Origin of the sequence: Dinghuibacter silviterrae (assembly GCF_004366355.1) — a bacterium.
In the GTDB taxonomy this organism is placed as follows: domain Bacteria; phylum Bacteroidota; class Bacteroidia; order Chitinophagales; family Chitinophagaceae; genus Dinghuibacter; species Dinghuibacter silviterrae.
In genome coordinates this window covers 1,638,518-1,658,497 of the sequence record NZ_SODV01000001.1, presented here as the reverse complement: position 1 = coordinate 1,658,497, position 19,980 = coordinate 1,638,518, and the positions used below count along the sequence as shown (strand labels likewise).

General features: G+C 47.3%; 20 protein-coding genes and 1 tRNA gene. 6 read left to right on the top strand and 15 right to left on the bottom strand.

What is annotated here, in order from left to right:
• The first annotated feature begins 72 nt into the window (after positions 1-72).
• The 4 genes from EDB95_RS07375 to EDB95_RS07360 all read left to right on the top strand — a co-directional run bounded on the left by EDB95_RS07375 (position 73) and on the right by EDB95_RS07360 (position 1,461).
• Positions 73-252: a hypothetical protein gene (locus tag EDB95_RS07375; RefSeq protein ID WP_133992163.1), complete on the top strand. Its 180-nt coding sequence runs from the start codon at positions 73-75 to the stop codon at positions 250-252.
• A 105-nt stretch (positions 253-357) separates the two neighbouring features.
• Positions 358-642: a hypothetical protein gene (locus tag EDB95_RS07370; RefSeq protein WP_133992161.1), complete on the top strand. Its 285-nt coding sequence runs from the start codon at positions 358-360 to the stop codon at positions 640-642.
• A gap of 24 nt (positions 643-666) precedes the next feature.
• Positions 667-990 (top strand): hypothetical protein, encoded by a 324-nt coding sequence (locus EDB95_RS07365; protein WP_133992159.1) that lies wholly within the window; start codon positions 667-669, stop codon positions 988-990.
• 66 nt (positions 991-1,056) lie between these two features.
• The gene (locus EDB95_RS07360) at positions 1,057-1,461 is read left to right on the top strand and encodes a DUF7793 family protein (RefSeq protein WP_133992157.1); all 405 of its coding nucleotides are present in this window, start codon (positions 1,057-1,059) and stop codon (positions 1,459-1,461) included.
• A 238-nt stretch (positions 1,462-1,699) separates the two neighbouring features.
• On the opposite strand, the gene EDB95_RS07355 is transcribed toward EDB95_RS07360, so the two are convergent.
• Positions 1,700-1,954, bottom strand: coding sequence for a hypothetical protein (locus EDB95_RS07355; RefSeq protein WP_133992155.1), 255 nt, complete (start codon positions 1,952-1,954; stop codon positions 1,700-1,702).
• A gap of 127 nt (positions 1,955-2,081) precedes the next feature.
• On the opposite strand from EDB95_RS07355, the gene EDB95_RS07350 reads away from it, so the two are divergent.
• Positions 2,082-2,423 carry a sigma-70 family RNA polymerase sigma factor gene (locus tag EDB95_RS07350; protein WP_133992153.1) on the top strand — a complete coding sequence of 114 codons (342 nt, stop codon included), beginning with the start codon at positions 2,082-2,084 and terminating at the stop codon, positions 2,421-2,423.
• A gap of 615 nt (positions 2,424-3,038) precedes the next feature.
• Here the strand turns inward: EDB95_RS07350 and EDB95_RS07345 are convergent.
• The 6 genes from EDB95_RS07345 to EDB95_RS07320 all read right to left on the bottom strand — a co-directional run bounded on the left by EDB95_RS07345 (position 3,039) and on the right by EDB95_RS07320 (position 9,878).
• Positions 3,039-3,722: a helix-turn-helix domain-containing protein gene (locus tag EDB95_RS07345; protein WP_133992151.1), complete on the bottom strand. Its 684-nt coding sequence runs from the start codon at positions 3,720-3,722 to the stop codon at positions 3,039-3,041.
• Between the two features lie 92 nt (positions 3,723-3,814).
• A complete protein-coding gene (gene mobC, locus EDB95_RS07340; RefSeq protein ID WP_133992149.1) occupies positions 3,815-5,806 on the bottom strand; it encodes a conjugal transfer protein MobC in 1,992 nt (663 codons plus the stop codon).
• A 31-nt stretch (positions 5,807-5,837) separates the two neighbouring features.
• Positions 5,838-7,064 carry a relaxase/mobilization nuclease domain-containing protein gene (locus tag EDB95_RS07335; RefSeq protein ID WP_133992147.1) on the bottom strand — a complete coding sequence of 409 codons (1,227 nt, stop codon included), beginning with the start codon at positions 7,062-7,064 and terminating at the stop codon, positions 5,838-5,840.
• Positions 7,049-7,570, bottom strand: a complete 522-nt coding sequence (locus tag EDB95_RS07330; RefSeq protein WP_133992145.1) for a plasmid mobilization protein — start codon at positions 7,568-7,570, stop codon at positions 7,049-7,051. The genes EDB95_RS07335 and EDB95_RS07330 overlap by 16 nt, the downstream gene beginning before the upstream one ends.
• A gap of 73 nt (positions 7,571-7,643) precedes the next feature.
• Positions 7,644-9,239 carry a hypothetical protein gene (locus EDB95_RS07325; RefSeq protein ID WP_133992143.1) on the bottom strand — a complete coding sequence of 532 codons (1,596 nt, stop codon included), beginning with the start codon at positions 9,237-9,239 and terminating at the stop codon, positions 7,644-7,646.
• Positions 9,240-9,257: 18 nt separating this feature from the next.
• Positions 9,258-9,878 carry a hypothetical protein gene (locus EDB95_RS07320; protein ID WP_133992141.1) on the bottom strand — a complete coding sequence of 207 codons (621 nt, stop codon included), beginning with the start codon at positions 9,876-9,878 and terminating at the stop codon, positions 9,258-9,260.
• Between the two features lie 338 nt (positions 9,879-10,216).
• Between EDB95_RS07320 and EDB95_RS07315 the strand changes: the two genes are divergently transcribed.
• Complete coding sequence (locus tag EDB95_RS07315) at positions 10,217-11,068, top strand: hypothetical protein (protein WP_133992139.1); 852 nt, start codon at positions 10,217-10,219, stop codon at positions 11,066-11,068.
• Between the two features lie 181 nt (positions 11,069-11,249).
• Here EDB95_RS07315 and EDB95_RS07310 read toward each other — a convergent pair whose 3' ends face one another.
• From EDB95_RS07310 to EDB95_RS07275, 8 genes are all read right to left on the bottom strand, one after another.
• Complete coding sequence (locus EDB95_RS07310; RefSeq protein ID WP_133992137.1) at positions 11,250-11,708, bottom strand: hypothetical protein; 459 nt, start codon at positions 11,706-11,708, stop codon at positions 11,250-11,252.
• A gap of 105 nt (positions 11,709-11,813) precedes the next feature.
• Positions 11,814-12,350, bottom strand: a complete 537-nt coding sequence (locus tag EDB95_RS07305) for a J domain-containing protein (protein WP_133992135.1) — start codon at positions 12,348-12,350, stop codon at positions 11,814-11,816.
• Positions 12,351-12,553: 203 nt separating this feature from the next.
• A complete protein-coding gene (locus EDB95_RS07300; RefSeq protein ID WP_133992133.1) occupies positions 12,554-14,458 on the bottom strand; it encodes a hypothetical protein in 1,905 nt (634 codons plus the stop codon).
• 233 nt (positions 14,459-14,691) lie between these two features.
• Positions 14,692-14,765: transfer RNA gene (locus EDB95_RS07295), tRNA-Ala, on the bottom strand.
• A 64-nt stretch (positions 14,766-14,829) separates the two neighbouring features.
• Positions 14,830-16,530 (bottom strand): sensor histidine kinase, encoded by a 1,701-nt coding sequence (locus tag EDB95_RS07290; protein WP_133992131.1) that lies wholly within the window; start codon positions 16,528-16,530, stop codon positions 14,830-14,832.
• The gene (locus EDB95_RS07285; RefSeq protein WP_133992129.1) at positions 16,530-17,651 is read right to left on the bottom strand and encodes a universal stress protein; all 1,122 of its coding nucleotides are present in this window, start codon (positions 17,649-17,651) and stop codon (positions 16,530-16,532) included. Before EDB95_RS07285 ends, EDB95_RS07290 begins: the two co-directional genes overlap by 1 nt.
• A gap of 156 nt (positions 17,652-17,807) precedes the next feature.
• Positions 17,808-19,400 (bottom strand): outer membrane beta-barrel protein, encoded by a 1,593-nt coding sequence (locus tag EDB95_RS07280; protein ID WP_133992127.1) that lies wholly within the window; start codon positions 19,398-19,400, stop codon positions 17,808-17,810.
• 6 nt (positions 19,401-19,406) lie between these two features.
• The gene (locus EDB95_RS07275; RefSeq protein WP_133992125.1) at positions 19,407-19,973 is read right to left on the bottom strand and encodes a K(+)-transporting ATPase subunit C; all 567 of its coding nucleotides are present in this window, start codon (positions 19,971-19,973) and stop codon (positions 19,407-19,409) included.
• Positions 19,974-19,980: the final 7 nt, after the last annotated feature.

Sequence of the window (19,980 nt, the reverse complement as noted above, 5' to 3'; positions counted from 1 at the left end):
TTCCGAGCTGATTCCCTTGGCTGTGCTGTATTACGAAAGCCAGTAAACACCTTAAACTGTAATCTATGCATTATGGAAGAACCTATCATTGAAATTTATGGCAATCTAAACATCATTGACGAAAGCCCGGGCAACGAGAGGTTGGCCTGTTTCGGCGAACCCCACCAAGATGGCTTTTATTTTCTTTCAAACCAACGGATTGACAAAGACAACAGCGGCCGAGCTTCCGACGTCAGAGCTATGACTATCTGACGCCAACTATTTACTTCCACCACGCAACGGTTTGGAAGGTCTTTCGTTCTATCCATTATGAGCGATAACCCCACACCAAAAAAGCCCAGGCATTATATCCGTTTTTTGCAACGTATTTTCGAAATGCTCATAAATTATGGCTGGATTAGGACCATAACTCTACGCGAACATACACCTGAAATCACCGTTCTGGAAGATGACTTGCGAAAAGGTCCTATTCCGGTACGATTCAGCTTTGCTATTTTCCCTCATTTAACAAAGGATGTTGAAATGGCCGAAGCGGTTTGCATAAAATCTAAGGGAAAATATGTGTCCCAATGGCCATACGGGAAAACGTTTGAAGTGAGAATCGACTTTGACGACTTTTTGGTCTCTTGCGTTGAAGATTGAGATGTGCTAGTATAAATTGGGTGTATGAGGTTTTTGTATTTATACTTTGTCATTTTCAGTATTTCGACCCTTCAGAAGGAGGTGGATAAGCGAACATTCAGCTTTTCATTTTTTAATGCGCCACTTAAACAGGTCATTGGGGCCGTTGAAAAAAAAACTGGGTATCATTTTAACTATGTTTCCAAATATATAGAAGATGGCCATCCTGTATCATTCAAGGTGAGTAGTGCAAGTCTGGTGCAGGTACTTGACCTTTGTTTTAAAGGGCAGCGTTTGACATACAGAGTAGTTCCGGCAGAAAAGGCGATCGAGGTGATTCCCGCCGCCGCATTACTTAAAAGGAAGTAAAGGATTCAGGCAGTCCCGTGTAGGAAGCAAGAATTCAAAAGTGGTTCAAATCCGTAATTTTTTCAAATGAAATATATGAAAAAAAGGGAAACTGAGTTCTTCACCTTAATACCCAAGGATGGGTATGTTTTTGCGGAGTGGAATAAAGGACATCGATTTGTGGATTTAGAGGATGTTGAGAGGGAAGTGGACGGACGGGTTGAATGGCAAGGTGAAGAGTCGCTTGACTACGTTATTCGTTTTCCAAACCCATTTAAATTTTCTAGTAAGGCATCACACTATCTTAAGAGTGCCGAGGGGAGAAGAGGAATTAAACGATGTGCGATTCTTGCTGATAACCTCTTTTGGTTCGCAGCTCTAAAATTCGCTTTCTGGGTTTCGCAAGATGATTTTCCTATCACTGTTGTCCGGAGTGAAGAGGAGGCGGTCGAATGGTTTAAACTTAACCCAGTCGCCCTATCTTTCAATTAGGACAGGCACAATAGCAAATAGAACTATTTAAGCAATGGAGACCCCGTCAATTGGCTTATAGGCTAACACAATCCTATGAATAATTTATACGGTATTTAACTTAAGCAGGGCACCCATGTGCCTTCATAGGTAAGCAAAGCCCCTCATGTCTATGAGGTGGCTTTCCTTTCTTCGTTCAAATGGGGCCTTAATATTCAATATGATTGGGCTTAATCTATCATATTTCCTTAATGGAATACTATTCCTTGACACTTATGTAGGCTAAGTTGGATATTACAGAATAATCCACCTCAATTATTTTAGCAAGAGTCATTAGCTCCCCCACGGTAAATCGCTCAGGAAATTCAATTTTATTACTAAGCGTCTGAAAACCAATGCGTAGCTCTTTTCGGGTCTCCGTTTTGTTGAGAAACACGAATAATTCTGATATGTTCTTGATCTTATTCTGCTCCAGGAGGGCACGTGCTGCAGCTAAATGGGTTTCGGTTGCCATTTTGTGAATTTGTCCTACCGCAAGGTAAAAGTCATGGCAATTTGAGGTTAATATGTTACGAATTCAGTATCTTAGGGTATTATATCGAAACTCTAAAATACTATAATAGCAACAAAACGGCGCTATTATGCAAAAACGATGCTTTGATGAGGTACTGCTGGAAGCACTGAGATCGGATAAAACCAGTGTGACAGCCTTTAAAGTCATTTTTCACATCCACCATAGCCAGGTGGTTGCAAACGCAAAGTTTCGCTGTTATGATAACGAAATGGCATTACAAATTGCGCAGGATGTATTTGTAGAACTCTGGCATGATCGAAAGAAAAATTTTGCGCCCGAATTGTTGCCTCTTGCGCCTGATGTCTTTAAAGAATTGTGGACGGAAAAGAGAAAAGAGGATCCCCCAATTTTGATATTATATTTTATTAGGGGAATTGACATTGCCTTCAGGCGTAGGCTCGCGGCATAGATCAATACAGGTCAACCTTTATACAGCTATGACGTTCAAATGGTCTATAAAAGGCGTATCGAGAGTATTGCCGTCTGAACGATTTAGTGTTCTTGATAAGGGCGGACTGCTTGTCTAGGCAGACCAAGGATTGCTGTACGCGATGGGTTTCCCCATCGTTAATTTAGGGTTATGATTATACTCATAGTCACTTGACTATGTTATAACGGCCAGCTTTTTCAGGTTGGCTTCTTCTTTTTTGAACCCTTCAGAAATAGGTTTCAAATGTGTACTGAAATTTTTATTTATTTCAATTCGGCTGATAGCATTCCCGTTAATACTGCGATAGAAACATCTGGCTGTGATAGCATAGAAAATCGAAAACAGAAAAAAAGAGGGGAGCTATTTTTAAAAAAATACGACTCAATGATAGACTTCAAAGTATCGTCAATAATTGAAGTTTGCCAACTTCTGGTATACATTAAATTGGCCAAGGTTAAATGCACGGTTCATATGAAAGCAGAGTACGGTGACAATGTATTATAAAATATCGTCAATTGATACAACAGAGGTTATTGCCCGGGGGGAAGGCGTATTTCATAGGGGTAAAAGGTGTCGTGTCACCTAATTTAACGCTTAACCTATCAGCTCCAAAACTTCCATACCCAATAATCGCGAAAGGTAAATCACCAGGCATAACGGCAATGATTCGTTCTGTACAAGCCTACCAATAAATCCCCTTTCATAACCCATCATTTTGTCCATGTCATAGAAGGTTATGCATTGACCTTTTATTGCCTGGAAAACCCGCGGGCCAATTGGTTTTTCTCCCGTACCGACAAGGTCATGATAAAACCCTGTCTCAATCATGTCCATTTGGTAGCGCGTCCATTTTAGCCCAGCTAAAATTCGATCTAATTCCCGAGGCGGAATCTTATTACTGCGGCAATACTTCATAACTAACCCTTCTGACATCATAATTTTGTCTCCAAGTTTGGGCATAGGAATGCCCGTCTCCGAAATAGCGCAGAGTAGCTTGTGCCCCTGATGATAGCGATAATATGATGAGTTGAATACGTCCTTGCCTCGTCTTCCAAGCATCGACTCACTCAACGCTGGGCCCAAAAACAAGTCCGATGTACATTTCAAGGATTTCGATATGCGGCTCTCTGTTTCAGAAGGCAACAAAAATTTGGATTCAATTTCCCGCAAATGGGCAGGTGTATAATTTAATTGGGCGGCCAAGTCACTTTGGGAATAACGCATTAAAAGACGTGCCCGGGTAACCAACCGGCCCTCATGTCCCATATTTCTACGCATGGGTAATTTTTTAAATAGATTTTAGTTTGTGCTTTGCATAGGGTCTATATTGAAACACCTAAAGACACAAGGTTAACTATCCCGTTTTCTCTTTATTCCTCTTTGCTAACCAGTAGGTGTGCCAGTTCCGGGGTATCATAAATACGCTCCATTTCCGAATCTACCAGGCCAATGATCTCCTCTTTTATCCGCAGGTAGTTATCATCAATCTCCACCTTCGCTACATCCCCGACTTTCGGAACAAGTTTATAATTATCCTGCTCCGCTTTCAGGGCGGCATGATCGTTGATAATTTCATTGTGAAATACCTTCTGGTCAATCTTTTGCTGAGGGTCGTCGGCCACTGCGCCCACAAACTCGCCAGAGCTAAGGTTGCTTATTCGTGAGGCGGGTATAGCCGCCTCTAACTGCTTTGATTTACTGATAGAGGTATCCGAGGCGTTTATCGAAAGACTTTCTCTGTCCTGCATGATGCGCCCGAACCGTTCCGATAATGTTTTAGCCGTGTCCCCGACTACCTGTCCGCTAAGGATATTACCTACAATATTAGCAATAACCTCGGCCTGCTCCCTTCCATAGTCCTTGCGCAGCTGCGAGAAATCCTGCACTCCCAGGCAAGTAGATACGCGGTTGCTTCGGGCTGTGGCTATCAGGCCATCTATTGAATTGAAATAGATCGTCGGAAACTCATCGAAGACAAGACTGGACTTCTGCTGCCCCTTTCTGTTGACCAATTTTATCATCCGGGATATATATAGCGACAATACAGCGCCATAGACCTGCACCTTTTGAGGGTTGTTGCCCATGCATACTATTTTAGGCTCTTGCGGATTATTTATATCCAGGGTGAAATCATTGCCGCTCAAAACCCAATACAATTGTGGAGACGCCAGACGAGCCATTGTTATCTTGGCTGATGCGATCTGCCCCTCTAATTGCTCCATAGCCCCATTGACATAGGCCGTCAGGAAGGGGTTTACTAGCACATCGATAGCAGGGTCAAGGCTGGCTCGAAGCACAGGAAAAAGCTGATCGTAATTTATCTGCATTAGCTCAATGACATGTGGCAGGGTACAATATTTCCCATCTTTATATTTTCTGAGAAACCATATAATGGATGTCACGAAATTTATAGGGCTCTCTACGAAAAAATCTCCAGTTTTACGGATCCATTCCCGGTTGAGGCCAAGCATGATTGTGCGGCTGGACTCGGTGGCATCCGTGATATCGGTCATGCTATCCGGGTATAGGGGATTGCAACGATGACTGAGCGACAAATCGTCGAAGTTGATGATATAAAACTTTGGTTCAACAGGATAGAGATGCTTGTACTTCAGAAAGGTATTGTAGGCGATGATAGATAGATCGTCGAATTTGAAGTCGTAGATAAACATGCTAAAACCCTTCTGAATATGCTGCGTAATAATATGCCGTATAACGAAGTAACTTTTTCCGGACCCAGGGGTGCCGGCAACCAATATTCCCCGGAAGGGGTTAATGATATTTATCCAGGACCTGCGAATTTTCCCCTTTAAGTTGTAACGAGCTGGCAGGTTGATACTAAACTCGTTCTCCAACAACCTTTCCTCTTGCGGAAAAGTCTCCTGCAGCCTGTTAAAGATGTCCCCAGCTAGGCGCTGCCGCAGCAAACGGGAAAGAAGTGCACCGCCGTTGAGCACTAGCAGATAGCCAAGAATGGTAACCGCCATATATAAGCCTGCCAATACGGTTACGGGGGACGGAAGCAACAGTAACCAGGCGCTGCACCCGTACATTACTAATCCCACCGATAGTAGGCATAGAGCCCGGAACAGCTTCAGATTTTCGTCTTTCCTGCCCCGATAACCGATCAGAGATACCAAAAGCAGCCCCAGTGCTGACAGTTTGGAGGTATAAAAGTGTGTGAAAAGCCCCGTCCTTATCAGTGTTATCAGCACTTTTTCTACAATCGGGTAAGTCAAACGCCAAGCGATGAATGCACCATAGCAGTACACATAAAAATGTAGGAAAAGCAGTACCATACTGCACCTCCTTGTCAGGTCCGTAATCTTCCGTAAAGCCTCGGCATTCTCTCCTGTATTCATTCCAACATGGCCTTCCGCCCCTCCATTTTTTCTATTCTACCTGCAAACGCCTCTTCTTCTTTTGCGCCGTTTCCCCAGCGTTTTCCTCTTTCACCCGGTGGTTTGGAGTATCTGTTACTATCATGATAACTGGCTTTTTTGGCCCCGGATAGGCCGTTTCCTGCCCATTTTCCATCGGATCCATCTTATCATCCGTAAATAGGGTTCCCGGCCCGGCTTTCGCCGACACTTCGCCTGTGCCAATACCAGGCCATCCATCAGGCAGGCGCTCCATAAACGCCTTGGCACTATAATTCTTTCCCAGATCGCTTCCGTTAAATATTACACGAGTACCGTTATCAATAAAGGTCACGCCATACACCTGGCCCTGTTCGTTGCTGCGCAGCAACACCTGAATACCTTGATTCTGGAGAAGGGATTCCATAGCCTCCCTACCTCCAGATGACAGGGCTTTATCCAATTGGTGTTTCAAGCGCTGGCTGTAGGGCTTTCGGGCCGCTTCATTGACCTCGTATTTTTTCTGCAGGTTTTTCAGGGTGGGGCTACTGTAAATAGAACTCGCCTTTATGGGTAGACCCACCCGTTCACCATCTAAACCCAATTTCAGATACACCAGCCCCCCTTTTTCGTACATTTTCGAGCCTTCTTCGCCCCGATAGGCAGCAATGTCAAATTGCCGCAATACGGCATTCAATTCCGGAAGAGACGTGAATTTATATGTACCGACAACCTCTCGGACAATGTTTTGTAACCGCCCCGATTGAAGCAAGTAGGCGGTATCTCTCTGTTGGTCTTGAGCACGTACAAGGTCATAAAGGCGCTCTATTTCCTTGCGGGCCTGCTCCGACTGTACCCTGCCGATGTTGTGGGTTTCGATACGCTGTCCACCGTCTTCTATATTGACAGAGGCAATGTGAATGTGGGGATTAGCAGTATCCACATGCTGGTAGACAATGAACGGCTGATTCCCGAAACCTATCCGTTCCATATATTCCAGGGCAATAAGTTTCAGGCGATCCTCATCCAACTTATCATAAACAGAAAAGCTCAAAAAAATGTGCATCGCGTTGGTCCGCGTTCGTTCATTTTGCCTTGTTAATAGTTCAAAGCGCTCCAGCTTATTTCTGAAAGAAAGGGTAGCGGCGTCCCGGGGGAAGCCGCATGCCATCAACAGCTTAGCCTCGGCTGCTTTCACTTTGTTTTCATTGTATACAAGCACCCCCCTAATGCTCTTTCCAGTCTCTATACGGGCAACCATTTCTCAGATAATTTGGCGATTATTACAAACAATTCGGAAATTTTCAGGTCAGTTTGCTGATACAGACGCGCTACTTCCAATGCCTGGTATAGTTTCCCTTCGGGGGATTTTTCTTTATTGAAACACCGGGTTACCTGGTTGATATTAATACCTATGGCATGCAGCTCTTTGCGAATCGCGGAAAGCCGTTCCATGATTTTATCCAGGCTGTTATCATAGGTAATAATGGTTAGAGGCTGGTTATTAAGAATATGTCGGAGCATTTCGCTCATTGTGCGGCAGCGAGAATTTCTTAGAATTTGCTGTAGCTCCTCGTACTTTTCCCGACTTACCCGAGCGAAAACCCGGTGTTCCATATTCTTGACTTCCTTTCGGCTCTTTACACTCATCAGGGCAAATATTTTTGGCAAATTAACCAGCAACCAGTGATACAAACATGCAAAAACCGCGACTCCGGAGCGGTTTTCCACCCCCGGCGTAGCCGGGGGCAAGATGGGGTTTGTCAACAAACCTACATCTTGCTAACGCGACCAAAACAAGCGTTCCCGCACTTGGCCCGGAGGTTTAATGATCACATTATCATCGCATTCCAGGGCCACGATTCTTTTTATTTGGCTTTGGCGCGGGAAGTGCTTTTCGGTTTATTTCCAAAACCTGCCTGGGCCCTTGTAAGGCACTTGATTTAAAGTCCGGGTCAAAATGAAGGTTTATCGGGATCTGTTTTCCTTCCTGGGTGAATACGTCGATAGTATGTTTTTCAGGATTGGCTTGCAACACCAATACCCTACCATCTCGGAGCATGACAGGCCGCCTGTCCCCACGAGCCAGATCTCCTGTAACTTTATACAGATAGTCATTCACAAATGGAATTTGTCTAAGGAGACCCTCTAACTCATCTTTGTGAAAACATTCAAACCGCTTCCATCCGTAACCGTCGTTTTCCTTCACTGAAAAGTCAAACTTCATCCATTCCAACTCGTCCAGCTTCCCTTTTTCCAGCAATGGGGTCTGCGCTGCCCTTCCACAAAGAAGATTAGCAGCCGTCTTGCCATCTACTTCCGGGGGAAAAGAATGTGAACGCGACGGCAACATGACAAAATAGTCCCAAGCACTTGCCCCTATAAAGTCTTCAAAAAAAGCAGCGCCCGACCAGAATTTTAGCTGTAACTGGTCGGCAATATGGCTTCCTGTGGGATCTTCTTTCAGTACGGCATTTTGTTGCCATATTATTGCCACCCTGGGAGTAAATTCCGGGGGATTCTCGTCATCGGTAAAAACGAAAAGTTCATAGTCATTACGCCAGTTGACTGTGTTCATGAGCGCTTCCAGTTCCTTTGTATCTATCCCATTGTATATACCGTGCTCGATGGGTTGATATGGCGTAATGGATGCAGTATATTTGTCAAACGAATAGTTATCATCTGTCCTTTCAACATGTATAGAAAACTCTGCATACCCCTCGTTTAAATTTGCTCGGAAGTTCAAGTAAAAATTATCCGGATCCCGGGATAAAATCGTCTGAAGTTTCGGCGGATAACCAATTCCCTCAAACTGATCCAGCCGTAGGGCCCCCAGTTTAGTTTCAAGGTCATCAAGCGTTCCTCCCAGCAGATGATAGACGTAATTTGTATGAGGCAACCCTTCTGGCCGGCTGTCGAATGAAAGTGTTTGTTCGTAAGTGCCAGGCACGTTATGTATTGATTTATCCCAGACCCGCTCCGGCCAGTATCGGAACTGCATTTGCTGAAAAAACAACTGTCCTTCTGTGGACACTTCCCGTGCATTCCACAGTGACCGGATCAACTCGCCTGCCAACGCAATCTCCCCCAGGGGGCGTAGGGCCCGTTCCGATTCATTAAAATAAAGGTCCCAGTTGACCTGGCGCATCTTCTTTTCGAGGTCAACCGCATCGATCCCTTCCACCAAATTTTCGTTGGCTAACAGCTTTCTAAGCGTTGCGGTATAACCCTCCAGAATATAACCTTGTTCTTCCTTTACCGGGGAAAAGTTGAGCTTATACTGTACTTTGCCTGGCCCAAATTCAATGTCCTGACTGATAGAAAAAGTTGACGTATTTAATCCGGCCTTACTATTCAACTGCCGGGCCAGCGATTCACCACTAAACCCAAGTTCTGCTAGATGTTCCAACAGTTTTTTTTCATTTTCCTGATTCATGGCCTTTCAATTGGTTCATTAAAGTTTTTTTCCATGACCTTTTTTAGGGGTTATTTCCCTACTCTCTTCCCCGGGCCGGACGTAATCGTGCTCGCCTAGACCCACATCCTTTAAAATTTTTTCAGGAATATTCGTGTTAAGGATTTTTTCACCCTCTTTCATTTGTGGGACAACACGTTTGACAATTGTATTTCTTAAAACCTCGTAGCCGTTAGGGGCCTCCAGAATACCTTTAATCGGCATTTTGAAATGAAGTATCTGGTATTCCTGGTCGGGAATACCAAACGCGATACCTTTTTGGGTATCCTTGCCCAACTTTCTTTTGAACTTCTCCAGATTCTTTCGCTGCAGGTGTACGGCCAGGAGATTGTCAATAAAGTTTTCCAGCGTTACTGGGTTAGAATATTCTTTGCCTTTGTAGGTGAATTTTTCCTGGGGCTGCGCACTACACCATGCCTCGGCTTGTTGAATCAACTGCCGCCCTTTCTCATTAAATGAAATATACATAGTCGCCCCGCCCTGCCCACGATTGGACGCAATGCCGGCTTTTATGTCGTTGATATAAAGGTTAGCGGAGAAGGCACTTGTCTCTTCACTCAGCTTTTCGCTACGGTGTATATTCTTGAGCTCGATTTTCATAGGCTATATTTTGCTAACAAATACTTCTTTATACCTCCGTATATCCGAATCACTCCACTTATAAGTTTGACATCAAAGTCACAAATGACGCCAAAAAAGTTTTTGTGCCGTAAGACATGTTTGTGCCACATTGCTTCTCATTTTCGTGAAATTCTTGGGCGCGGAGTATTCCTAAAGGCAAAAGTCCTCCCACCGGAAAGTCGTCTTTGCATGTTTTGTATTAATTAATAGATTTATTGTGGCCTTCCAAGCAAATTGCTTTGTTAACCGTTATATCAAACCGGAATAATAGTTTTCTAGCAAGGCAGACAAACAAGCTCTATCTTGGCTCTAAAACGATGGACGATATCACAAAAATTCTGGGTGTAGGCAACCAAATAGAAATAACTGTTTCCCGCGATATTAAAGAGAGACTAGCAGCTCTAACTATAGAATACGCTGCAAGTTTTGAAGACCATAAATTATATGAGCCTTTCTTATATCCTGCAATACGGCTCATGAGCCGGTACCCTCAATTTTCATTCAGTCTTGGATTTTCACTGGTACCGATTGTCAGGGAATATGAAGCACGGATTGGCAAGGAGATTTGCAAGGAAGCGCTGTATGCAGCTATGTCCGTGTGTGCTGTGGAGAAGAACGACGTGTTGCAGTATAGGGTATATCTCGACAAGATGTTGCAACAGCGGGAGCTATATGACAAAAGCATGCCTGAACTTATCGACCTTATCACCAGTGGAGGCGTCTTCGGGCCACTGGAGAAAGGAGTCAATAGCGTTTTCGATGAGAACATGGTCATCGTCCGTTTGAAAAACTTTTTTGGGACTTTGACGTTCACCGATACATGCAGAGGTTTGCATTCCCTGCAGCGTCACTTTATCAATCAAATTGTCGAGTATCGCCTGCTGCATGCCTCTTTGAAATACGAAGATTGCGTGGACGTTATTTTTGAAAAGTGCTACACATTGATTCAAACGCTCTGTACTCTCGTCGAGACAGCTTTACGAGAGAAACTGAAAAGCACTTCTCAGTTGGGTGGCTTGATTAACCGGCTGCCCGAACCCTATACAAGCTCAATAACCAGGCTTGATTTGTCTAAAAGATTCCGACTCGGGATATTCCTCAATTCAATGAGAATATTGTCCCTGTGCTGCAGGAAATGGACCTGTGTTACAACCAATACGACATTGTAGCTTACGCCTTGTATATCGCCTATATGTGCAGAAACCAGGTGCTTCATTCGGTAGCTGAAAATATTTTGTTTTACAGAGACGGGGAAATGACCGAAAAGATAATTGGCGTGCTAATTGGTGCCATATATTTTACTACGCTCCTTCCTTAGACACCCCGTAATCGCAGGATTGGGAATGCCCGCTAACGCTGAGTGCGCCTTTCGGCAATTAAATCAAGGGTTGTCTTAAATTTCCAGACATCGTCTTCGTAGATTTTCTTCCTATCCCTGGGGTTATCCGCTATATCCGATGTCGTATGTCCTGTTGATATTTCCTCCATGTCGGCAAGCAAGGTATCTTTGCTGGAACGCTCAATGAACTCTATCGCGTCTGCAATGGTCCGGTACAACTGGAGCGGGCCAACCACATTCAGGCTATGGAAAAGAGAAAAAGTATAGGAACGTTCTTTGGTATAGGTGATAGCAAAAATAACAGTCTCCTCCTCATACCCCTCTTCTGAGTCATCAATCACAGCCGTATAAAACTCAATGAGCACATTCAGAGAAAGTAGTTTCTCAGTATAGACCATATGCACGTCCAGCCCATCTTGGTCAACTAAAGGTTGGAGGCCAATATTTTTAACTTTAAATAAATTTTCCATGTAACCTGAAATATAGAACAAGTCACTGAAATGAAAAAATATTGAGAACATAATTCAGGCTCCAGCCTGGCATCTGTTATTGCATGCTTGTAACACGTCCGGCACCTAAATACCGGTGGGTACCTCTGCAGGCTTACTGAATTGATTGAGCCAGTTCCAGGTGTCCTTGGGCAACCAGCCGCTATGGTTGTTGACATTTACTTCAATGATCAGGTGTTGCTTGCCAGGCATAACATTTTTAATGAACTCGTAAATATGAGAAGCTGAATATTGTTTGCCGACTACGATCAGGTAGGTGTGACCCAGCAAACGCTGCCAGGCAAGGACTGCGGGATCCTTGACCATTGCATTGTAAAATATATTAAGAAAGTCTGAGCCAAAAGTTATCTGGTAGACCTTCCTGGACTCGTAATCCTTTTTCTGCTTTTCCCAGGCGAGGTATTGCTTATACTTTTGGGCGTACATCTTTCTTGCGTCCTCGTCGATCAGGACAGTGTATGCTTCGTTGAGATCCCTCATCAATTCATCCCCTTCAGGGTTTCTGTCCGGATGATACTGCATCGAGCGCTTGCGATAGGCGCTTTTGATTTCCTCAGGGGTAGCTGTTGGCAAAACACCAAGAATAATGTAGTAATTTTTCATGAGCAACCGTTTGGTTATCTACCACAATGTTTTTGCCAAAGGCACTTAAAGACATATTGACAAACAGACCTTTGCATATAAATGCCAAGTTGTCTGCATTTTCAAAAAATGTGGCTTTTTACTATTTTTAAATTACTGGCTTGTTATAATTCCAAGTGGATAAGAGATTCATATTAACGGGAGAGCCCTAACTAATTAAACTCTCAACTATCCGTCTTCTTTTTTGGCTTTTGCAAGTTCGGCCATGCGAGATCCCTTTTGGTATAGTAGTCATTGATATCTTCGTCATACCCCACCATTGTGATTTTTTGATCGGGGTTTACCGGTCCAAGGGGAAATCCACCATCGAAATAGAAACCCAATACTGCAATCTCATCCATGAAACTAAGATCCGTTCTATCATAAAGGCCAAGTCGATAATCAAGATATTCCTTAAAGTCCTTTTCATTTTCAATAAGATCTCGAAAAGTCATCAAATCGTATAACGATACGATCCACGCGCCCCTATAGTTCTTGTCAATAACGCCCGACGCTATTAAGTTTTGTAATTCCAATCCAACGACGGACAGTTGTTCATAGGTTACTGTAATTCTGTAGATATTCTTTTCGACACTTTTGTCTATTTTAAGGGTATGGCTGGCACCACCTTTTGCATAGGTAAATATAGGAGACAACTCATCCTTTATAAATTGCAATGCACGATGGCATTGCTGCGAACCTTTGCCTACCGTTTCCTCAAGTTTATCCTTTAATCCCTTCATCGCACCCCGGCGAATTTTAGTATTGTATTCACCAGCTTTTACTTCGATAATATATAAGGCCTCATCAGAAACGCCTAAAATATCGAGCTCATTCTTCTTTTCAATCCCATTTTCTACTGTATCATATTTAAGGGAATGATAAAATCGAGCATCAGGCAATAGTTGTTCAAAAACCGACTTCGTTTTCAATTCAACTTGCCGATCTTTTGTTGTAGACTGAGCGTTGTTCCGGTAATAGGTATCGTAGTAGACACTATCCGCCTCCCGTATCAAATCCTCGGCGATTATAAAAATGTTCCTGAATGCAAAATTTAATGAAAAGTGATAAAATTTGCCATCTTCCTTTATAATAGGACGCCTTCTAAGCTCAGTATCACCCTGGGGGAATCCTTTAAACTTGGGCACTGATAAAAAAATCCCATTGCCTCCGAACGAAATACTAAGCTGATCGAATATTTTTTTCTCTTTCTCGTCCTCGGGGATTACCCAAAACAGGCGAGAGAATGAAGGGATCGAGTCCAGTGAGCAAAGGCTCATCGACTGTGGTGATCCCGGATCTTGTAAGTCTGGGTTTTCCTTTAAAAATTCTCGGTGGTGATATGGTACCGGAAAAAAGTTGCCTGGGCGGTCGTATCCCTTAGCCTTGCCCCATCGCTCAAACCTCTTTGTCCAAACAAACATCCCTTCGGGGTTTCCAATTTTGGAAAATACCAGTGCGTCAAGTTTAAGGACTGTGTCTAGGAGGTCCATAGCATCGAACCCATAATACTGTTTCAAAAAACCATTATGTGGTGTAAACACCTCATGATAAAGCTCCTTTACGTGTGAATAATATCCTTGTCCTCTTACATTGAGTGTATCCGCAACAACCATATTTTTTATCCATTGGTCCTCTTCCATCGTCCCAGGAGGCGGATCGGAGGCCATTTCGCCAAAGTTTATATTGAACTTTATTTTCAACAATTGCTGATAGATGGATTCAATATCCACCGCGCTAGGCAGAACTCCCTTCTTGTCATTGGCCGTCGCAGTTGCCAGGTTCATAACATATTCAAGAAGCACTTCTATATTATCATCCTCTTGAAGCTGGTCTTTTTCAGCTTCATTTTTGTCGTCGCCGTCATATCCTTTAAGGAAAGTATTATAAAGTGTTGGTGTTGCGCGGATCAATTTTGCGGCTAGTCCGCCAATAACAGCGACCTTATCAAAGCTGTTAATCATTGTAATAGCAGCCTCGATTTCATTCTTAATCCATTCTTGGTAAAAAGGCATATTTTGCCTCGCCTGTTCAAAAGCATATTTGTAGCGCTCCCTCCATTCATCGGGAATGAAAAACGGTTCAGCCATATCCGCAGTTATTCTGGTCAAATGAACAGCACCGCTACAAATTTATACTCTAATTTGTTGGATACTGCTCTTGGAATGAAGTTAGAAAGAAATTCGACTACTGTAAAGTAGATATAGGTTTCACCCAGCGCATGTGTTGCTTTATGCCGGTTTACTTTGCTTCTGGAGTCAATTAGGAGTCAAGTGAAAAAAAAAGCACCTATGCCAAAAACATAAGTGCTTGATTATCTACGTGGAGAATACCGGAGTCGAACCGGTGACCTCTTGCATGCCATGCAAGCGCTCTAGCCAGCTGAGCTAATTCCCCAAGAGCGGCTGCAAAAGTAAGGGTATTCGCCAAACCCGCAAAAAATTAATCCGCGGGGGGTGAGCTATCCGGTTTCTTCGGGCAGAAAAAACCCAAAATCCGCCCCCGACCCATAACTGCTCTTCACCCAGATCTGCCCGCCCTGGGCCTCAATGAATTCCTTGGAGATGGCAAGCCCGAGACCGGACCCGGATTTTTCGGTGCTGCCGGGGACGCGGTAGTAACGGTCGAAGATGCGGGGAAGGTGTTTCTCCTCGATGCCGCGGCCGTGGTCGCGGACGGTGAAAAAAACACGGTGGTCTTCACCGTAGGTTTTTACCTCGATGGTGGTGTCGTCGGGGGAATATTTAATGGCGTTTGTCAACAAATTGATAAGCACCCAGGAGACCTTTTCACCGTCGGCGTGGACGGGGCGAAGCCCGGGGGCGCCTTCGTAGCGGACGCGGATGTTTTTTTGCTGGGCCTGTACCTGGACGGCGCTCATGGCGTAGTGGACGACTTCGTCGGCGGGGGTGCTTTGGAGCTTGAGCTGGAGGTTGCCCGTTTCGACCTGGGTCATGTTGAGGAGCTCGCTGGTGATCTTGAGGAGACGCTCGGCGTCATCGGTGACGCTTTGGAGGAGTTCGAGCTGTTCCTTGCTGAGGGTCCCGACCCGGCTGTCGCGGAGGAGACGGGTGCTCATCTTGATGGAGGAGATGGGGGTTTTGAGCTCGTGGGAGACGGTGGCGATAAAGTTGGTTTTGGCCTCGTCGAGTTCGTGGAAGGGGGTGATGTTGCGCAGGACGATGACTTCCCCGATGAGTTGGTCGTCTTTACGGACGGTGATGGGTTCTTTGGCAAAATAACTTTCTTTCCCGCCGCAATAGATCTTCAATTCTTTTTTGCCGCCCTCGCGCAGAAGGGTGCGCATGAGGTCGTTGTGGAGGGCGATGTCGGGGGCATAGCGACCCAGAAGGTCGGGCTCCTTGAGACCCAGCAGGTCTTCGGCAACGACATTGGCAAAGAGGACCTTCCGGTGTTCGTCAAGACCGAGGATGGCGTCTTGCATCTGGTTGATGATGGTCTCGATGCGGGTCTTTTCGAACATGATCTTGGCGAGGCTGCTGTGATCGTATTCGTCGAGCTTTTCGGCCATGGTATTAAAGGCCTGGGCGAGCTCGCCGAATTCGTCGTCTTGCTGGAGGTGGATGCGTTTGGAGTAGTTTTTGCCCGCGATCTCCCGGATGCCTTCGGTGAGGGCCTTGATGGGTTCGGAGATGATCCCGGGAAAGTTGACGATAAAGGTAAAGGCGAAGACGGTGAGGATGGTGACGATGATGGTGAGCCAGAGGTTGGCGTCGGAAGCGGTCTCCGCGGCTTTCTTATCCTTTCGGAAAAGGGCTTGCTGGTTGAGGTCCTGGATGACGAAGATGGCCCGGCGGATGTCTTTGTAGTTGGACGTATCGGCGGGGTCTGCCACCATTTCGACAAAATTACGGCGGACCGCCCGGGTCGCCTCCTGCTCGCCGGGTTCGGTGATGTTGGCTTCCTGGAGGATGAGGTTCCGCTCAAAAACAGGCAACGCGGCCGTGTCCCCCGGCAATTCTTCGAGCGCCCGGAGCATGTTGTTGCAGTATTCCAGGGTGATGTAGTTATCCTTTAGGATGTTGCGCTCGTCTCCGCGGAGCCGGTTGATGTAAAAAAGTCCCAGGATCCCGAAAGCCAGGATGACCACGAAGAGAAAGACGAGGCCCAGGGTCAATTTGGTTTTTAAGCGGAGTCCCATCAGCTGAGGATTACGAGGTCTATGTCGATAGCGCCCAGCTTTTTGAGAAGGTGGTTGAAAACGGCTGTGCGCAGGATGATGTTGCGTAGGTTCAGGTGGGGTTTGCCCAGGCAGACGGTGGTGATTTTCCGTTCCTCGGCGACCTCCAGGATGCCCGTGCCGACGTTTTTGTTCCGGGCACGGATGACTTCCGCGCCCATTTCGGTGGCGAGCTTGAAATTGTTGATGAGGTGGCGTTGGGCGGCGAGACCGATCTTGTCGGCGTCTTCCTTGGGCGTTTGCACGTACAGGACGTACCATTTGGCGTTGTAATACGTGGCCAGGCGGGCGGTTTTCCGGATGACGGTTTTGGCGATCTCGTGGTTGGTGCTGATGCAGCACATCAGGCGTTCCGCGCGGGACTGGATGTTCCGGGGGAGCTCGATTTCGATCTTGCGTTCGACCTGGGAGGCGACTTCCTTGAGGGCCAGTTCACGCAACTGGAGGATACGGTCGGGTTGGAAAAAATTACCCAAGGCAGTTTTTACTTTTTCCGCGGCGTAAATCTTCCCCTCCTTCAACCGGGTGATGAGCTCTTCGGCCGTGAGGTCGAGGTTGACCACCTCGTCGGCCTGCCGGAGCACGCTGTCCGGGACGCGCTCGGATATGTCCACGCCGGTGATGGCCTTCACTTCCCCGTGGAGGCTTTCGATGTGTTGGATGTTGACGGCACTGATCACGTTGATCCCCGCGTCGAGGATGTCCATGATGTCCTGCCACCGTTTTTCGTTGTGGCTGCCCTCGATGTTGGAGTGCGCCAGCTCGTCGACGACGACGACTTCGGGCCGGAGGTTGAGGATGGCCTGTACGTCCATTTCCTCCAGCTCCTTGCCTTTATAAAACAGCTTGCGGCGGGGAATAATGGGAAGACCTTCTACCAAGGCTTCGGTCTCCAGGCGTCCGTGGGTCTCGACATAGCCGATCTTGACGTCTACGCCGTTCTTGAGGAGCGTCCTGGCTTCCTGTAGCATCCGGAAGGTTTTCCCCACTCCGGCGCTCATGCCGATATAGATCTTCAGCTTGCCCCGCCGGGAGCGGCGGATCAATTCCAGGAAGTGTTGTGCGCTGGGATCGTTCGGCATTGTGTTGCGTCGGCGGTCTATGTGAACAATTTAGCCCGCCGCCGCAACACCGCTAATTACGGCCCTTCGGGCTGGGCGCCTCCGGCGCCCAAAAAAGTTTGAAAATGACCGCCGCTCAAGTCCTTACGGGGACCGGCGGCGGTTGTTTGCTCTCTATTAAAACCTCACCAATAGGGCCAGGACAATCCTGTTTTCATGATTCGTGAGGTCCGGCATCCATCCTCCCAGGCTGTTCAGCGGCGGGGCGATCGATGCTCCACTGGATGTATACGTATAATTTCCGGTGTTGGTGTACCCCGTGGGGCCGGTAACGCCTCCATGGCCGGCAAAATACCCGGTCATGGGCGTCGTACCGGGGGCCGCGCCGATATTAACCAGTTTCCGGTGTACATATTCGAGCTTAAACGTCAGGTTCTGGTTGGGCATAAAGTCAATGGACGTAGACGCATCCCAGGCGTTAAAGGTAGAGCCGATGCCGGTCTGGGCCTGGTAAACGGTGTCTGCATATCCCGTGGGAGCGAGCACCAGGTACTGGCCGGGGTTGTGCATATAGCCCCCGCCGATCGTCCAGGCAAACTTCTGTTGTTCGCCAAACCAAAGACGGTTGTAGACCATCCCGCTGATAAAGTTCTGGGCAGGAAGCACATTCCCTTTTGAATCGTGCTTGCCGAAAGGCGTTACGCCGTCTCCGTCCTCGAAACCGAAGTCACCCGTAAGGGAGAAAGCGGCCTTGGTGATAAAGCCCTTTTTGCGGTTGACATACCGAAGTTCATAGCTGTCGTCGGAGTGGAAGCGGTAGCGCCCGGGGGCACCCTCGTCGTCCTTGCCGTAGTATTCGTTAAACACATAGTCCACGGTTTCCTTCGGACGGTAATAGATAGACACACCCATACCCGGAGAGCGGTTGAACATGCCATAGCTTTGCCAGCCGTTGATGAGCCAGAACTCCAGCTTCAGCTTGTCGGTGGGGAAGGTTTGCAACCGGAGCCCGTTGAAGAACCAGGGCGTGTTGTCCGAGGTATAGGACGGCTGGTACCCCCAGTTTTCAAAGTTGTTGTACGAGAACAACCCGATGTACGACATGAAGATACCGGCGTCCAGGTTGATCCCGTGCCAGGTGTCCCAGTGGTAACCGGCGTAGGCTTCGCTGATGTAGCGGTAGATCGTCTGCAGGTCGTACTGCCCCTTGTAGGAGCTCCCGTCGTTACGGGGCACCACGGTGGAGCGGGTACCGAACTGCATCATCACCCGGCCGCGGACGTGTTCATAATGGATGTCCCCGCCGACGCCCATAAAGGAGAGCTGGAGCTCGTTGTCCCGGGCCAGGGCGGTGGAACCCACCACGGTGTTGTCGATGGGGGCGTTGTACGAGTGCGTGTAGTTCAGGTCGAACGTCACGTCCCCGGTAAAATACTTCGAGTCGAACGCCGGCGGCGTCGTCTTCCGGCTTGCCCCGTTGAGCCAGGAGAAGTCACCGAAGGCAAACGGATCGCTGGCTTTTTGCTCGACCTGGATGCCGTTCGTGTCTTTGATCGCGCGTCCGTGGAGCCAGCTCAAAAGACCTCCCCCCGGAGTCTGTTTGGCCGGCGCGGCGGGAGCCGCGATGTCATTCGCCGCGGTCGCATTGACCGGGGCGGCCTGTACAGGGGCGGCTGCGGCCGCGAGCCCTGTTTGTCCATACGCAGTGCTTGCATACAGCCCTCCGCACAGGGCTGCCGTCAGAACGAAAATGCTTGTAGTTTTCCTCATAAGCGATTATGGTTTAAGTGTGTCAAGTGCAAGATTTAATGAGAGCACGTTTACGGTAGAAGGCCCGAACAAACCCAGAAAGGGGCCTTTGACATGGCTTTCGACCAGAGCGTGAACGGCGGCCTCGGGGAGGTGACGCACGGACGCGACGCGCTTCACCTGGATGAGCGCTGCCGCGGGCGAGAGGTCGGGATCAAGCCCGCTACCGGAATAGGTCACCAGTTCGGCCGGGATCTGCGCTTTGTCGACACCGGGGTTGTGTACCAGGAAAGTGTCGATATGCGCCTGTACGTCTTTTATATAGTCGGGGTTGGATGGGCCCTTGTTGCTCCCGCCGCTGCCCGCGGCGTTATAAGCGACGGCCGACGGACGGCTCCAGAAATATTTGTCGTCGGTGAATTTCTGCCCGAGGAGGGCATAGCCCACGACCTTTCCGTTGGCGGTGACGGTCTTTCCGCGTCCGTGACCCGGGGTCAGCCGGCCGATGGCCGCGATGAACAGCGGGTAGATCACCGCGCAGAGGATGATCAGCGAAAGGGTCAATTTAAGGGCGGGCAAAATATACTTTTTCATTTCAATT

Excerpts from the sequence above, each read along its gene's own strand:
- EDB95_RS07375 (WP_133992163.1), top strand. The coding sequence starts at position 73 with ATGGAAGAACCTATCATTGAAATTTATGGCAATCTAAACATCATTGAC.
- EDB95_RS07365 (WP_133992159.1), top strand. The coding sequence starts at position 667 with ATGAGGTTTTTGTATTTATACTTTGTCATTTTCAGTATTTCGACCCTT.
- EDB95_RS07360 (WP_133992157.1), top strand. The coding sequence starts at position 1,057 with ATGAAATATATGAAAAAAAGGGAAACTGAGTTCTTCACCTTAATACCC.
- EDB95_RS07355 (WP_133992155.1), bottom strand. The coding sequence starts at position 1,954 with ATGGCAACCGAAACCCATTTAGCTGCAGCACGTGCCCTCCTGGAGCAG.
- EDB95_RS07350 (WP_133992153.1), top strand. The coding sequence starts at position 2,082 with ATGCAAAAACGATGCTTTGATGAGGTACTGCTGGAAGCACTGAGATCG.
- EDB95_RS07345 (WP_133992151.1), bottom strand. The coding sequence starts at position 3,722 with ATGCGTAGAAATATGGGACATGAGGGCCGGTTGGTTACCCGGGCACGT.
- mobC (WP_133992149.1), bottom strand. The coding sequence starts at position 5,806 with ATGAATACAGGAGAGAATGCCGAGGCTTTACGGAAGATTACGGACCTG.
- EDB95_RS07335 (WP_133992147.1), bottom strand. The coding sequence starts at position 7,064 with ATGGTTGCCCGTATAGAGACTGGAAAGAGCATTAGGGGGGTGCTTGTA.
- EDB95_RS07325 (WP_133992143.1), bottom strand. The coding sequence starts at position 9,239 with ATGAATCAGGAAAATGAAAAAAAACTGTTGGAACATCTAGCAGAACTT.
- EDB95_RS07320 (WP_133992141.1), bottom strand. The coding sequence starts at position 9,878 with ATGAAAATCGAGCTCAAGAATATACACCGTAGCGAAAAGCTGAGTGAA.
- EDB95_RS07315 (WP_133992139.1), top strand. The coding sequence starts at position 10,217 with ATGGACGATATCACAAAAATTCTGGGTGTAGGCAACCAAATAGAAATA.
- EDB95_RS07310 (WP_133992137.1), bottom strand. The coding sequence starts at position 11,708 with ATGGAAAATTTATTTAAAGTTAAAAATATTGGCCTCCAACCTTTAGTT.
- EDB95_RS07305 (WP_133992135.1), bottom strand. The coding sequence starts at position 12,350 with ATGAAAAATTACTACATTATTCTTGGTGTTTTGCCAACAGCTACCCCT.
- EDB95_RS07300 (WP_133992133.1), bottom strand. The coding sequence starts at position 14,458 with ATGGCTGAACCGTTTTTCATTCCCGATGAATGGAGGGAGCGCTACAAA.
- EDB95_RS07290 (WP_133992131.1), bottom strand. The coding sequence starts at position 16,530 with ATGGGACTCCGCTTAAAAACCAAATTGACCCTGGGCCTCGTCTTTCTC.
- EDB95_RS07285 (WP_133992129.1), bottom strand. The coding sequence starts at position 17,651 with ATGCCGAACGATCCCAGCGCACAACACTTCCTGGAATTGATCCGCCGC.
- EDB95_RS07280 (WP_133992127.1), bottom strand. The coding sequence starts at position 19,400 with ATGAGGAAAACTACAAGCATTTTCGTTCTGACGGCAGCCCTGTGCGGA.
- EDB95_RS07275 (WP_133992125.1), bottom strand. The coding sequence starts at position 19,973 with ATGAAAAAGTATATTTTGCCCGCCCTTAAATTGACCCTTTCGCTGATC.